Genomic DNA, 14,547 nt, shown 5'->3' with positions numbered 1-14,547 from the left:
ACATAGATGTACAATCACATCTTGATACGTTACGGAGAATTGACGACAAAAGGTGCCAATCGCTCTGATATGGAGCAGATTCTTGAGCGCAACGTGCGCCAGGCGTTGGCCGAATGGCCGCAGGTGCGCGTGGGTCGCATTCATACGCGCATCGTCGTCGAACTCAATGGGGCTCCGGTCGAACCGGCATTGCAAAAATTACAGCGCGTGTTTGGCATATCCTCGTTTTCTCCTGTCGCGGTTGCGCCGCTTGACATGAAAGCGATCTGCGAGACGGCTATCCAGGTCGTCAAGCACGAGTTGGCGGGCAAAGGGGCATTTAAGGTCGAGGCACGGCGCGGCAACAAGCAGTTTCCGCTCGACAGCCCTGCCATTGCGCGTGAAGTGGGCGCATCGGTCCTGCGGGCTCTACCGGACACTCGCGTCGATGTCCATCAGCCAGACCTGGTGCTGGAAGTCGACGTCCGCAAGGCGCAGGCCTATGTGTATCCGCGGCGCGTGCCAGGGCTTGGCGGATTTCCAATCGGTATGAGCGGTCGCGCGATCGCGCTGTTGTCCGGTGGCATCGACAGCCCTGTCGCTGTCTGGAAGGCGATGAAGCGGGGGTTGTCACTCGATCTGGTACACTATCACAGCTTTCCATTCACGAGTGAGCGAGCGCAGCGAAAAGTCGAGGATTTGGTAGGCATCCTTGCGAAGTGGGGAGGTCGGCTGCCTTTACATCTTATTTCGGTCACCGAGATTCAGGCGGAGATTCGTAAACATTGTCCAGAAAGTTTGCGAACCGTGCTTCTGCGTCGGATGATGTTCCGCATTGCGACCAAATTGGCTGCGGAATGTCGCGCTGGTGCACTCATCACCGGCGACAGTCTGGGTCAGGTGGCGAGTCAAACCTTGTCGGCGCTCAACGCGGTCGACGCGGCGACCACACTCACCGTCATTCGGCCTTTGGCGACAGAGGATAAGCTGGATATCATCGATGTTGCCAAACGGATTGGAACATACGAGACTTCTGTACAGCCGTTCGATGATTGCTGTTCGTTGTTCGCGCCAAGGCGTCCGAAAACCAATCCCAAACTAGACGAAGTGGATCGCGCTGAGGAGCGTTTGGACGTCGAAAACTTAGTGGCAGCGGCGCTCGATTCGCGGGAATGCAAAATGATTGGGGCATAAGTGCGGGGGATGGATGGTCGGCGGATCGGACACGCTACAAGCGGAGGTGGCGGTGGAGTGCAAACCATCCGAACCGTGTTTCGTCTGTTTCGGACGTTTTCCATGTTGTATACGCTTTGGCGCGGTTCACGCGCTACCCAAATCTTATACATTGGCTCGTTGGTGTGGCGCTTTCTGCGCGGTCAAAAGGTACGTCCACGGCCGCCGCGCGTCGTCGTCACATTTGTCGATCCGCACACAGAAGCGATCTACAAACGACGGGGCTGGCGGCGGATCGAGCGGCGGTCTGGGAACTGATGCCCTCTTTGGTTGCGATACGTTTAATCATTCTTACAAGTGGTTATAACAAATGATAGCGTCGTGATAACCACGACAGAACGAATGTATCGGAACGTTGGTCTCGTTAGCGAGGCTTTTAAGGAGGATGACATCATGCGCCAGACGCCTCGAGCCATGCGCCAAGATGCGTGGACGACGGAAGACGATGAGATTCTAGCTGAAATTGTCTTGAAACACATTAAACAAGGTAGCACGCAGCTTGCAGGTTTTAACGAAGCCTCGCGCAGGCTTGGCCGCACGGCTGCAGCGTGCGGCTTTCGCTGGAACGCCTGCGTGCGCAAGCAGCAGCGCCAAATTATCGAGATGGCGAAAGAGGAACGCAAGAAGAGCAAATCCGAGCGTGTGCAAGCCCAGATGGAAGGCGGCGACGTCGATCATCCGACGGCAACGCTGATGACTTGGGCGCAGGTACTCCGCTTTTTACGTCAAGAAAAAAACACGGCTCAAGAATGGGCTTCGCGTTGGCGAAGTGCTGAACGGCAGGCGAATGAGTGGAAGAGCCGTTATCGCGAACTGCAGGAGGAGTATAGAAGGTTACGCGACGAACTGACTCGCATGCGCTCGAACTATGAAACGGTGGTTCAGGACTACAAAGCCCTCGTTGAGATTATGGAGCGAGCGCGTAAAGCTGCCTTGCTCGACGATACGCAGCTTGGACCTGAGCTGGCCGAAGGTTTTATGTATCAAATTGATGAGTTCGGCAACCTTGAAAGAATTGAGCATGGGCCAATGGAGCGGGCGGAATAAGCCTGCTCCTTTTCATGTTGGTGGGAATGCCGGAAGAGATCCAAAGCCATCCTATCGTTGGGATGGTGACAGATATGCGACTAATGTCTTGGTTGCACAAGTGGCCGCGTTTGACAAAGTGGGCTGCTGTTGGCTGGATGTGCGGTGTCCCGATGTTTGTCGGTGGCTGTTATGACCGACAGGAGTTGGAACAGCAAGCGTTTGTCAGCGTGCTCGGTGTGGATGCGGCACCTGGCAACCTGATCGACTGTACGTTCCGTATTGCTCAACCTATCAACCCGTCGGGTGGCGGCAGTAAGGGTGGCATGGAGCCACTGGCTGGCAAAGAGCCCGTAACCGTGCGGGCGCGTAGCATTTCCGAGGCGATGGTCATTGCCGGCGGATCGATTGAGCGCACGGTGACGTTTTCGCACCTATCGCTCATCGTATTCGGTAGCGATCTCGCGAAAAAAGGTATCCAGCCGTACATTGAGCCACTGACCCGCTACCGGGAATTTCGGCGGACGGTACCGGTCTCAGTTGCGGTCGGACAAGCCAAAGACGTGATTGACGCATTCCAGCCCATGCTGGATACGGCCATCACGCGCATCGCGGACGGTGTCGCACTCGTATCGCAACGAACCGGCGTCGCACCCGTGTGCCGGATTCAGGACCTGATTGACGGCATGGAAAATCCGCATGAAGATGCAATTGCCCCGCTTTACAGTTTGAATCAATACGTTAAGGGAAGCTCGTTGCCGGATAAGCCTGGTCTTAGTTATGAGGCGGGGACAGTCGAACGCCTTGGCGGCAATCCTGTCGACTGGATGGGGGCAGCCGTCTTTCGCGGAGATAAACTGGTGGACACACTCACCGGAGAAGACTGTATCTATCTGCGTTTGTTGCAGGGTGGCGTGCATCACGCGACATTGAATTTGTCTGACCCAGAAGATCCGTCGCGGGACATTGGGCTGGAATTGCACAAAGAACGGCCTGCGGAATATCAGGTCAGTCTCACCAATCCCGTAAAAATCACCGCCTCAGTACCGATGGACGTCGATGTCATCAACATTTCGAGCAGTCGCAACTATGTCGACCCAACGGCTCGCGCGCACTTGGAAAAGGAATTGGACAAACAAGTGAGTACGCGCATGCAGTCGTTGTTAAAGCGCCTCCTGGTCGCGGATCAAACCGACGTCGTTCCTGTATCCAAGGCTATGCGCGGACAATTTGCGACCTACCAACAATTTGCAGCCTTCCCGTGGGAGGAGCGCCTGCAAAACGCACGGATCAACGTGCGCGCCGATATTCACGTGCGCCGCTTTGGCGTGCAAACCGAGCCGGTGCAGCAGCGGGCGTAGGTGTCGGTTGCACAGGCGCGACGGGAGGGCTTGTGGGCGGGGTGTTGTACCAGTTGGGCATTTCCGGACGCGGGCCTCGCGGCTGGCGTGATGGCTGGGTGTGCACGTGTGGGGGCATTGGTGTCTGTACAAACGGTCCCGGCCAAGGTGCGGGTGGCTGCGGACGCGGAAGCTCTTTTGGTGCCGTTTCGACCGGCGCGGTCGATGGATCCGTGCTCGTCGTGTTTTTGAGAACGCTGCTAATCATGGCTGCAAATAAAGATTGGACAATGGGAGATTCGAGCATGGCGAGCAAATCGCGCGCAGATACAGGTGCTTCACCGACAAGCGCCGCTCCCTTAAGCGTCTTGGTCAGGGCCACGGCCAAACGCTGAAATTCGCTTTCGGTCAGCCCCAATTCGCGCGCCATGGCTCGAAAGTGGCCTCTGGCACCGCGGTCGTCTTTTGTTTTGCGCTGATTGACTCGTGATTTTGCCATCGGATCGCTTCCCCTTACACCTGTTTGTAGGGCCACAGATCCAATTCATGCGAGCGCGTTGACGAATGCGCAGGGCAAACGCCCCAATTCGATTACGTCAGCAAGCCACCGTTGACGCCGATCACCTGACCCGTGATAAAGTCCGCGGCCGGATCGGCCAAAAATAATGCAGCTGCAGCGACGTCCTTTGCGCTGCCAAGGCGATGAAGCGGCGTCGCTTCGACGATAGCGGCTTTCTCGTCGGCGTCAAATGGTGCCAACATGTCGGTGTCAATGGCGCCTGGCGCGATGGCGTTGACCGTAATGTGTAGAGACGCAAGTTCTTTTGCGAGCGACTTGGTCCAGGCGATCACGCCGCCTTTCGCAGCCGCATACGCCGCTTCCATGGCCGCGCCGGCGATTCCGTGCATGGATGCGATGTTGACGACGCGAGCGTGCGGGTGCCGTCGAAGATATGGAATGGCGGCACGGGTACAAAGAAAAACAGAGGTGAGGTTGACAGCCAAGATGTGTTGAAAGCGCGCGAGACTCATCTCCATAGCCAGTCCGTAGTCCGCAATCCCTGCATTGTTGATAAGGATACTCGGCGGGCCTAACTCCGTGCTGGCGAGCAGGAGGTCTGCGACGTCCGTTTCGTCCGCGACGTCTGCCTGGATGGCCGTCGCCCGCACACCGTATTCTCGACATGCGCTCACCGTTTCGGCGGCCAGGCTGGCTTGACGGTGGTAGTGCACGGCTACATTTGCGCCGCGAGCAGCCAAACCGATGGCGATGGCTCTGCCAATGCCACGCGAGGCGCCGGTGACAATTGCGGTACGTCCGGCGAGAGGACGTGCGCAGTTTTGACAGGGTCGATGTTGGCTCAATCGATCTTACAGCTCCTTACGATTTTACTTCCCCGTTGTCTTGTTGCTATGATGGGTTTGGCCATCATGGGATAACGAAGGGGCGATTCCTCCTTGAAATGTACCATTCATCAAGCGCCGACTGGCAACCGCTTGACGGACGCTTATCTATTCGATTTCGCATCGGTCGCCCACCTGTATGATGGGCAGAATCCGACACTTGAATCAACATACATAACGCGGGCAGACAAGGTCGTGGATTGGTTTGACCAAGCGCATCGGCAACAGTTGGTTGACGCCTTGACCGTGTATAGTTTGCAAATTGGCGCGAGCGCTGTACAGCGCGAGGCGATTGCCAAGCTTCTCGATCCGCGAAGCGTCGCGGTCGTAACGGGCCAGCAGGCCGGACTCTTTACTGGCCCATTATATTCCATTAGTAAGGCGCTGTCCGCCATTGGCGTTGCGGCCGAGATGGAACGGATCTTATCGCGACCCGTCGTACCCGTGTTCTGGATTGCTTCCGAGGACCACGATTTTGGCGAGGTCGATCACGCCTACGTCATCGACAGGGACGATGTGGTGACGCGCATTCGCTTGCAGCATCACTTTGATCCACACCAGATGGTCTATCATACCCCGCTTGCCGAGGGGCAGGTCGTGAGCGCAATCCATGAGGTTGATCAGCTCTTGCCGGAAGCAGAGTACAAGACACAACTGTTACACAGTCTGGCATCCGCTTGGCAGGAAGGCGACTCCCTCGCCGTCTGGTACGCACGATTGCTCGCACAGCTGTTGCGCAATCATCCAATCGTTTTTCTAGATCCATGTCTTCCTGCATTGCGTCGTCTTGCTTGGCCCGCCTTTGCTCATGCGTTGCAACATGTGGAAGATGTGCAGGCCAACTTGGAGCAGGCCTACGGAGAGGTCGTCGCTGGTGGATTTGTGCCAGAAGTCGTGCGCGATCCACTGCATAGTACGGTCTTTCGCGTCGTAAGTGGCCGCCGCTACGTTCTTGAGCGCGCGGATGGGGGGTTGCGCACGCGCGGGCACGGCGAAGAGAAGAACATTTCAGATTGGCTTGCGGTGGGCGAACAAGAACCGACCGCGTTTAGCGCCAATGTCCTATTGCGCCCCGTCGTTCAAGATTATCTTCTACCCACACTGGCGTATGTGGGAGGGCCTTCGGAGATTGCTTATCACGCTTTGGCGCGTGCCGTCTTTCATGCACATGAGCGGTCATTGCCGCCGCTCATCATGCGTCAGCGCATGCGGATTGCCGTGCCGAGTGTGTGGCGAGCCATGACTCGTTGGCAAATTGAGTTTGCGCAGGTTCGCGAGCCAGCGGATTTGGTGTACACGTATGCATTAGGCGATCTCGCCAACGATATCGAGGCTTGCACGGAGCAAGAAGTCGCGGCGATTGGGCAGCGACTGCTGGACATTTCGACCAAGTATAGGGAACTGGGGCCGCAGGTAGATATGTTGGTGCAGCGGCACATGAAGCGCGAAGCCGAACTGTGGGCACAGCTTCGTCGGAAACTGTTGCACCTTGCTGAACGGCGGCGGGGCGACGATGTGCGCCAATTGCGCCGCATTGAGCGCTGGTTTTGGACGGACGGCCATGAACAGGAGCGCCGCCTTTCGCCGCTGAACCTGTGGAGTGAACTTGGGTGCGATTGGTTCGGGAGTCTACCAGTCTGGGGGAGCGTCGGGCAACCCGGCGCCGTGCTTGAAATCGTTGTGGACTAACTGCGAAATGGCGTCAGTTTAGGGCGATCCGGCCGCAATTTGCGGCTTGGGTCGCCTTTTTTGTGAATGGGAACTAAAAAATTTCCATGGCACTTGTGGCAGGAGATCCACAAGTGAGGGCGAACAGGTATAATCGTGGTGGAAAGTGGGGCAAAGTGGGGAGTTTGAGCAGGCAGGTGGTGAGTGTCGTTGTTCATGGGTGAATTTGAACATGCCCTCGACAGCAAAGGGCGGCTGACCGTGCCTGCGAAGTTTCGCGACGGTTTGGGGGAGTCGTTCATCGTCACCCGCGGCCTCGACAAGTGTCTGTTCGTCTACCCACGCGATGAGTGGAACGTTTTAGAGAGCAAACTAAAGTCATTGCCGATGACACGCGCTGACGCGCGTGCGTTCGTCCGGTTCTTTTTTTCAGGAGCGAGCGAATGCGAACTCGACAAACAAGGTCGAATTCTCCTGCCACAAAAGTTGCGCGACTACGCCGGGTTACAAAAGGATTGCACGCTGCTCGGGGTGTCGAATCGCGTAGAAATTTGGGACACAGAAATCTGGGCAAACTACGCGGGCGAAGCTGAGTCGTCGTTTGCGGAAATCGCGGAAAACCTCGTGGATTTCTCCTTTTAACCCAGCGATGAGGTGATGTGCAGGTGGAATTTCGGCACGAAACGGTACTGCTGACGGCAACCGTGGATGCCTTGGCGCCACGCTCCGGTGGTGTATACGTCGACGCAACGCTCGGCGGGGGCGGCCATACGCGTCTGTTACTTGAGCGTTCGCATCCGGGTGGGCGCGTGATCGCGATGGATCAAGATGAGATCGCGATTCGCAATGCAGCCACATTGGTTGCGGCTTATCCGAAACGCCTTATGTTGGTGCATGCAAATTTCGCCGAAATGGCGGAACGGCTACCCGGTCTAGGTGTCACAGAGATCGACGGCGCGATGTTTGATCTTGGCGTGTCCTCTCCGCAGTTCGATGTGCCAGAACGTGGTTTTAGCTATTGGCACGAGGGTCCGCTCGACATGCGCATGGATCAAACGGCAAAGCTTACGGCTGCGGATATCGTCAACAGCTGGACACAAGCAGAACTGACGCGCATTTTCCGCGACTACGGCGAAGAGCGCTTTGCGCGTGCAATTGCGCAGCGCATTGTGGAGGCTCGAAGCAATCGTCCGATTGTGACGACGACGGAGTTGGCGGAGATTGTGAAGGCTGCCATCCCGGCGCCCGCTAGGCGCAAGGGACCGCATCCTGCGCGGCGAACGTTCCAGGCCATTCGAATTGCCGTCAATGATGAACTCGGCGTACTTGAGCGAGGTCTTGCGGGGGCGTTCTCACTGTTGCGTACCGGTGGCAGGCTTGCCGTGATCAGCTTCCATTCGCTTGAAGATAGGATTGTGAAACAGCTGTTTAAGGAACTGGCAACCGGTTGTATTTGCCCGCCAGAACTCCCTGTTTGCCAGTGCGGCAGACAACCGAAGGGGCGGCTTGTGACTCGGAAGCCAGTGTCGCCAGACGACGTTGAAGTGCAAGAAAACGCAAGAGCCCGTTCGGCAAAATTGCGCGTGATCGAAAAATTGTGAATCACGTAAGAAACAAGCATTGAGCATGGGAGGAACGGTTTGAGATGGCTGCATTACAGGAGGAGGTTCGCACTCGGCGGGAATCGGTTGTGCGCACGCCGCTCGTCGACGAGCGCAGGAGGCAACACGAGCAGGAGCAAAGAGCAAAGAAGCAAGCGTGGTTCAATCGGGTAAGCTTGGCGTTCTGTTGCTTGGTCAGTTTTGGCGCCGTGTGGATGGTCGCTGCCAAGGGCGCTCAAATCTATGAGATCAATCAAAACAACGTTCAGTTGCAGACCCAAATTCAGCAACAGCAGGCGGTCAATGCCATGCTTAAGACGCAGGTGGCACAATTGGAACAGCCATCACACATTCTGAATGTCGCTATCAACCAACTTCATATGCAGTACAAAAATCCAATTGTGATACCGAGCGATCAAACGGGGCAGTGAGCAGATGAAGCATGGGTATGACATGAACCGCAACCGCAGAGGGCGCCAAAAGAGTTGGAAACGCGAGAAACAGCGGATTTGGTTTGTCCAGGGGATGATGGTTTTAAGTCTTGCGGCTGTGGTTTTTCGAGTGTACGACGTGCAACAGGTTTATGGGAGATCGCTTAAAAAGGCGGCAGATAAAGTGATCGATGTCACGAAACCTCTGCTTGCACCGCGTGGGGCGATTCTCGACGCGCAGGGCAACGAAATAGCCTACGATGTCCCCGCCTATTACGTCGACATTCAGCTTCAACACGTGCGGCCGTACGCGGCTCAGGCGGCTGCGATACTCGCACCCATTCTTGGGACAAGCGAATCTTCGCTCGTCGCATTGTTGTCCCGCGACGATCGCCCGAGCGAATGGATCCAACTGCCGACCCCGGTGGAAGCGACGGTCAAAGAGAAGCTGGCTGCTGCATTCAATGCACATGCATGGGCGCCTGATGCGAAGAAAATTGCATGGTACAACGACATCACCTTTACACCGACGGAACAGCGCGTTTATCCGTACGATGAGTTTGCCGCTAACGCAATTGGTTATGTATCAAAGGGCACTGGGCAAAGCGGTGTCGAATTGGAATACAACAAGCTGTTGGCAGGTAAAAATGGCGTGATGTCCTACCAGCAGGACCCGACGGGGGTACCCTTGCCTGGTTCCATTCACATTACACAGGCCGCCAAGCCGGGGGATAACGTCCAATTGACCATCGACGATACGATTCAAGGGTACGTCGAGCACGAGATGGACAGCCTGATGGCCAAATACCAACCCGCGCATGCGGCCATTATCGTTTCCGATCCGCAAACTGGAGCAATACTTGCCATTTCGAGTCGGCCCACCTTTAATCCCAATCAGTACTGGAAGGCCAGCCTTGATGCCTTGTCGCAAAATTGGGCTGTCAGCAGCGCGTTCGAACCGGGCTCCACGTTTAAGCCGTTTGTCCTTGCGGCTGCTCTGCAAACCAACTCGATTGGACTCTATCAGACGTTTACATCGGGTCAAATCACGATTGACAATCAGACGATTCACGATTGGAACTATACAGGCTGGGGAACGTTGACGTTCCAGCAGGCCCTTGAAGAGTCGTCGAATGTCGGGTTCAGTAAGATTGCCTTGGCGTTGGGGTGGCCAAACATGAACAAGTACCTCAACTTGTTTGGCTTTACGCAACCGACCGGGATCGATCTCCCAAATGAAGCGACATCTTTGCTTTTTCCAAAGTCGGAGCAAGGGCAACTGGAATTGGCGACGGCCGGATTTGGTCAGGGCATTGCTGTGACCCCATTGCAGCAGATCGCAGCGATGGACGCCATCGCGAACGGCGGCAAGCTCATGCGGCCATATATTATGCAGAAAATCACAACTCCATCTGGGAAAGTGGTTGAACAGACAAAGCCTACGGTCGTGCGCGATGGCTTCCTATCCCAACAGGTCATCGACGAAGTTCGGCAATCGATGGTTCTTGATGTCTCGGATCCGAAGCATGGTATCGACAGTGGTGCGGCCATCCCGGGTTATGAGGTGGCCGGGAAAACGGGTACCGCGCAGATTGTCGATCCGACGACGGGTCAGTATTACAGCAACCGCTTTGAGACGTCGTTTATCGGCTTTGCACCGGCCAATGATCCCAAGGTGGTTGTCTACGTGACCGTGTACTGGCCGAAAACGGCTCCCGACGAGGCGTGGGGAAGCACGGTTGCCATTCCGCCAGCTAGGGCCATTCTTCAGGAGTGTTTGAATTACTACCACATTCCACCTACGGGATCTATTTCGGTCGCTCAGGATACGCAAGGAGCGGGCCAGGTGCAGTACGTCGAGACGCCCAATATCGTTGGAATGACCTCGGCACAAGCGAAACAGACGCTGGCCAACGACGGCTTGACGGGCATGTTTGTCGGTACGAGCGGTACGGTCACACGTCAGTGGCCAGAGGCAGGGATCCAGGTGGCGAAGGGCAGTAAGCTTTATGGCCTCTTGCAAAACGCGGCGGGCACGACGGTCGCCATGCCCAATCTGACGGGTCTTTCGCTGCGCGATGCAACAAATTTGTTGGCAGCCTTGGGGTTGAATATCCATCCTTCTGGTTCCGGGTATGTCGTGTCGCAGTCGGTGGCAGCCGGGACAACAGTTCACATTGGCAGTGGTGTCGATGTGACGCTTAAGCCTTAATGACTCACATACCGTCGCATTCTAATTCAAGAGTTGTCCGCATAGGCTAGTCTCAACGAACAAGCATGGCTTGGGGGCGAACCTGTTGCGCGTGACTCGAGGAATGATGCGACGGCGCTTAGTCGTGTTGCTAATGACGCTGTTTGCAGCGATTCTAGCGTTGGTTGGACGGCTCTTTTTTGTACAGGTGCTGCAGTCGGGATGGCTTGCCGGCCTGGCGAAAAGTTCCTGGGATCGGACGGTGCCACTCGCTGGCATTCGCGGGAGCATTCTCGACAGTGCAGGTCAACCATTGACGTATACGGCGACAGCGCCGACGATTGTTGCGGTTCCTAGCCAGATCAAGGACAAGCCGGGTACTGCCAGAAAACTTGCGCCCATTCTGAACATGTCGGAGGCCAGTGTGTTGCGACAAATTTCGCAACGCGAGCTCATGGTGTACATTCGACCGGGCGGACGTCAGATGTCGGAAGCCAAGGCGAATCAGATTCGCGCGCTTGGCTTGCCTGGCATTTATCTAACTGAAGATGGCAAACGCGCTTATCCGTATGGCGATCTCGCTGCGCAAGTGCTTGGTATCACGGGCTATGAGAACGTTGGTTTGACTGGCCTTGAGAAACAGTACAACTCCGTGCTCACCGGCCAGAAGGGCGGCATCACCTTTTACGCGAAGGCTAACGGCGAACTCATTCCGGGCGAGGGACAATCTGTCGTCGAACCGACGGATGGCGACGATATCAAAACGACCATTAACCTGCAGGTACAGCAGTACGTGGAGCGCGAAATTGAACAAGCCGTCGCGGAATACAATCCGGATTCCGTCACGGCCATTGTCGAGAATCCGCAGACGGGCGCGATTGTCGCGATGGCCAACTATCCGACCTTCAATCCGGCGGATTGGCGCAATGCTTCGCCCTCGACGTACAACCGCAACCTTGCTATTTGGCAGACGTTTGAGCCTGGTTCCACATTCAAAATTGTCACCCTGTCAGCCGCGCTGCAAGAAAACAAAGTCAATCTGCAGGACAGTTTTTACGATCCGGGCTATTACGAAGTGGCTGGGCACCGCATTCGCTGTTGGAAGGCAGGCGGACACGGATCAGAGTCGTTTTTGCAAGTGGTTGAAAACTCGTGCAACCCTGGCTTCATCGCTCTTGGTGAGCGGCTCGGGAAGGAGAGCCTATTTTCGTACATTCGCAACTTTGGGTTTGGGCAAAAGACCGGTATTGATCTTCCCGGTGAAGGCAACGGCATCCTTTTTAAACTGAACCGCGTAGGTCCACTGGAACTTGCCACAACGGCATTCGGCCAAGGTGTTTCGGTGACACCCATTCAACAGGTGATGGCCGTAGGGGCAGTGGCCAATGGTGGCAAGTTGATGAAGCCCTATGTCGTCTCGGAAATTTTAAACCACGACACCGGGCAAGTGGTCGAAGAGACGAAACCGACCGTGGTCCGTCAAGTCATCTCGTCAGCTACCGCTGCCCAAGTGCGATCTGCGCTCGAAAGTGTCGTAGCCAACGGCAGCGGCGGTAAAGCCTACCGCGATGGCTACCGCATCGCTGGTAAGACCGGCACCGCGCAGGTCGCGAAGAATGGGCACTATGAATCTGGGCACTACATCGTATCGTTTATCGGCATGGCACCGGCGAACCAGCCGAAACTGGTAGCCTATATCGCTATTGATAATCCTCACCCCAAACATGGCGTGGTGTTCGGTGGCGTGATTGCCGCGCCAATCGTTGGCAATATCTTGGACGATGCCTTACATGAGATGGGCGTCCAACCAAGCCCAGAGGGGCTGCCTAAGAAGTATCGTTATCCCGAAGTGCCGCCTGTCACGGTGCCGAATTTCCAAGGGTTGACGCTGAAGCAGGCGCAAAATCTTGCGTTGCAAAATTCCGCAAATCTTAAGGTCGACATTCAGGGCCAAGGCCAGGTCGTTGTCGCGCAATCACCGGCAGGTGGTAGCAAGGTGGAGCCGGGTAGCGTCATCAGGTTGTACCTGGGCGATGGCAAGCCCAGCGGCAATTGACAAGGTGGAGGCAAACCAATAGAGTTGCCAATGGACCTGAGGCCAATCTCTGAGCCTCGAGGGGGGATAGCCATGCGTTTGAGACAGCTTGTACAGCCGTTTCTCAACTATCAAATTACGGGCGCCGAGAACCCTGATATATTGCACATCGTCACCGATTCTCGGCAGGCGACCGCAGGGACGTTGTTCGCGGCAATTCCGGGACATACGGTTGACGGCCATGCGTTCGCGGCGCAGGCGGTGGAAAACGGAGCGGCCGCCCTTTTGGTCGAACGCCGGATCGAGAACATTCGCCGTGACGTGCCACAAGTCATCGTTCGCGATTCCAGGCACATGTCCGCACTGCTGGCGGATCGCCTGTTTGGGCGGCCGTCGCGGCGGTTGCGAGTGGTTGGTGTCACAGGCACGAACGGTAAGACGACGGTGACGCATTTGGTCCGCCATCTTTTGGAGGTGGCCGGCAAGCGGACGGGTGTCATTGGTACGGTGGGTGCGAAGTACGGTGACGTTGAACTTCCGTTGCCCAACACGACGCCAGAGGCGGTCGAAGTGCACCGGCTGTTGCGGGCGTTTGCCGATGCGGGCTGTTCCCATGCGGTGATGGAAGTATCATCGCATGCACTGGTCGAGCGGCGCGCCGCGGGGGTCGCGTTTGCGAGCGCTGCATTCACCAACTTGACCCAGGATCATCTCGATTTTCACGGCACCATGGAGCGCTATGCAGCGGCCAAGTCACTTTTGTTCGCTCGTCTCGGCAACGCGTTTGACGAATCGACGGGCAATGCCCCACACGCGGTAATCAATGCCGACGATCCGTGGGCACAAACGATGATGGATGCGACCACCGCGCCAATTTTGACCTACGGCATCGAACGCGAGGCTGACATTCGGGCCGAAGACGTACAATTGTCGGCAGCCGGGGCACAGTTGCGCGTGCGCACGCCGGTCGGAATTCTCACTGCACACACAGGCTTGATTGGCCGTTTTAATGTGTACAACGCCCTTGCGGCGATCGCGATCGCGCTGGTCGAGGGCGTTCAGCTTGACACCATTGCTACTGGACTTGCTTCCTATGCCGGTGTCCCGGGGCGTTGCGAGCGGATCGACGGCGGTCAGCCGTTCGGCGTGTTTGTCGATTACGCACACACACCGGACGGCGTCGCGAACATCCTCACCAGTGTGCGGGAGTTTGCCGCGGGCCGGGTCATTGTCGTTATTGGTTGCGGCGGCGATCGCGATCGCACGAAGCGTCCGCGCATGGCCGAAACGGCTGCCCAGCTTGCCGATCTTGCGATCTTTACTAGTGACAACCCGCGTAGTGAAGACCCATATGCCATTCTCGCCGATATGCGAGCGGGCATACCGGCTAATCTCGCCAGCAAAGTGCGGGAGCAGGTCGACAGGCGGCAAGCGATACGGGATGCCATACGCGAAGCACGGCCTGCAGACATTGTCGTAATCGCGGGGAAGGGCCACGAGGACTATCAGATCATCGGCAGCGAGCGATTGCACTTCGATGATCGCGAAGAGGCGCGCCTGGCGATTGCGGATTTGCGCGATCAGTTTTAGGAGTTGCCCGAAGAAAGGTCGGATGGCCAATTCGGCCACGCGTTTTAGG

Annotated in this window: 13 protein-coding genes; 11 read left to right on the top strand and 2 right to left on the bottom strand. The window is 56.4% G+C overall.

The annotated features are described in order from the left end of the window. Positions 1-6 precede the first annotated feature (6 nt). The 4 genes from thiI (at position 7) to QMF38_RS05915 (ending at position 3,599) form a co-directional block, all read left to right on the top strand. Positions 7-1,173 (top strand): tRNA uracil 4-sulfurtransferase ThiI, encoded by a 1,167-nt coding sequence (thiI, locus tag QMF38_RS05930; protein WP_058094038.1) that lies wholly within the window; start codon positions 7-9, stop codon positions 1,171-1,173. Between the two features lie 57 nt (positions 1,174-1,230). Continuing rightward, positions 1,231-1,470, top strand: a complete 240-nt coding sequence (locus tag QMF38_RS05925; protein ID WP_006446833.1) for a hypothetical protein — start codon at positions 1,231-1,233, stop codon at positions 1,468-1,470. 156 nt (positions 1,471-1,626) lie between these two features. Beyond that, positions 1,627-2,259, top strand: coding sequence for an RsfA family transcriptional regulator (locus tag QMF38_RS05920; RefSeq protein WP_058094216.1), 633 nt, complete (start codon positions 1,627-1,629; stop codon positions 2,257-2,259). Between the two features lie 74 nt (positions 2,260-2,333). Then, positions 2,334-3,599 carry a Ger(x)C family spore germination protein gene (locus QMF38_RS05915; RefSeq protein ID WP_232302147.1) on the top strand — a complete coding sequence of 422 codons (1,266 nt, stop codon included), beginning with the start codon at positions 2,334-2,336 and terminating at the stop codon, positions 3,597-3,599. On the opposite strand, the gene QMF38_RS05910 is transcribed toward QMF38_RS05915, so the two are convergent. Both QMF38_RS05910 and QMF38_RS05905 read right to left on the bottom strand, forming a co-directional pair. Further along, the gene (locus tag QMF38_RS05910) at positions 3,529-4,077 is read right to left on the bottom strand and encodes a hypothetical protein (protein ID WP_058094037.1); all 549 of its coding nucleotides are present in this window, start codon (positions 4,075-4,077) and stop codon (positions 3,529-3,531) included. The genes QMF38_RS05915 and QMF38_RS05910 overlap by 71 nt on opposite strands. Before the next feature lie 92 nt (positions 4,078-4,169). Beyond that, on the bottom strand, positions 4,170-4,943 hold the full coding sequence (locus tag QMF38_RS05905) for an SDR family NAD(P)-dependent oxidoreductase (RefSeq protein ID WP_058094036.1): 774 nt from the start codon (positions 4,941-4,943) through the stop codon (positions 4,170-4,172). Positions 4,944-5,036: 93 nt separating this feature from the next. Here QMF38_RS05905 and bshC point away from each other — a divergent pair, with 93 nt between their 5' ends. The 7 genes from bshC (at position 5,037) to QMF38_RS05870 (ending at position 14,498) form a co-directional block, all read left to right on the top strand. Beyond that, on the top strand, positions 5,037-6,671 hold the full coding sequence (gene bshC / locus QMF38_RS05900) for a bacillithiol biosynthesis cysteine-adding enzyme BshC (RefSeq protein ID WP_058094035.1): 1,635 nt from the start codon (positions 5,037-5,039) through the stop codon (positions 6,669-6,671). Between the two features lie 189 nt (positions 6,672-6,860). Next, positions 6,861-7,292, top strand: a complete 432-nt coding sequence (gene mraZ / locus QMF38_RS05895; protein WP_040289377.1) for a division/cell wall cluster transcriptional repressor MraZ — start codon at positions 6,861-6,863, stop codon at positions 7,290-7,292. A gap of 23 nt (positions 7,293-7,315) precedes the next feature. After that, positions 7,316-8,251 carry a 16S rRNA (cytosine(1402)-N(4))-methyltransferase RsmH gene (rsmH, locus tag QMF38_RS05890; protein ID WP_058094034.1) on the top strand — a complete coding sequence of 312 codons (936 nt, stop codon included), beginning with the start codon at positions 7,316-7,318 and terminating at the stop codon, positions 8,249-8,251. A gap of 44 nt (positions 8,252-8,295) precedes the next feature. After that, a complete protein-coding gene (locus tag QMF38_RS05885) occupies positions 8,296-8,682 on the top strand; it encodes a septum formation initiator family protein (protein ID WP_058094033.1) in 387 nt (128 codons plus the stop codon). 4 nt (positions 8,683-8,686) lie between these two features. After that, positions 8,687-10,894 carry a peptidoglycan D,D-transpeptidase FtsI family protein gene (locus tag QMF38_RS05880; protein WP_232302146.1) on the top strand — a complete coding sequence of 736 codons (2,208 nt, stop codon included), beginning with the start codon at positions 8,687-8,689 and terminating at the stop codon, positions 10,892-10,894. Positions 10,895-10,979: 85 nt separating this feature from the next. Further along, complete coding sequence (locus QMF38_RS05875; protein WP_452038979.1) at positions 10,980-12,929, top strand: stage V sporulation protein D; 1,950 nt, start codon at positions 10,980-10,982, stop codon at positions 12,927-12,929. Positions 12,930-13,001: 72 nt separating this feature from the next. After that, complete coding sequence (locus tag QMF38_RS05870) at positions 13,002-14,498, top strand: UDP-N-acetylmuramoyl-L-alanyl-D-glutamate--2,6-diaminopimelate ligase (protein WP_058094032.1); 1,497 nt, start codon at positions 13,002-13,004, stop codon at positions 14,496-14,498. The last annotated feature ends 49 nt before the right edge of the window (positions 14,499-14,547 follow it).

Origin of the sequence: Alicyclobacillus hesperidum subsp. aegles, from assembly GCF_027923525.1 — a bacterium.
Taxonomy (GTDB): Bacteria; Bacillota; Bacilli; order Alicyclobacillales; family Alicyclobacillaceae; genus Alicyclobacillus; species Alicyclobacillus aegles.
The sequence above is the reverse complement of the archived record's forward strand: the minus strand, read 5'-3'. Positions and strand labels throughout refer to the sequence as shown.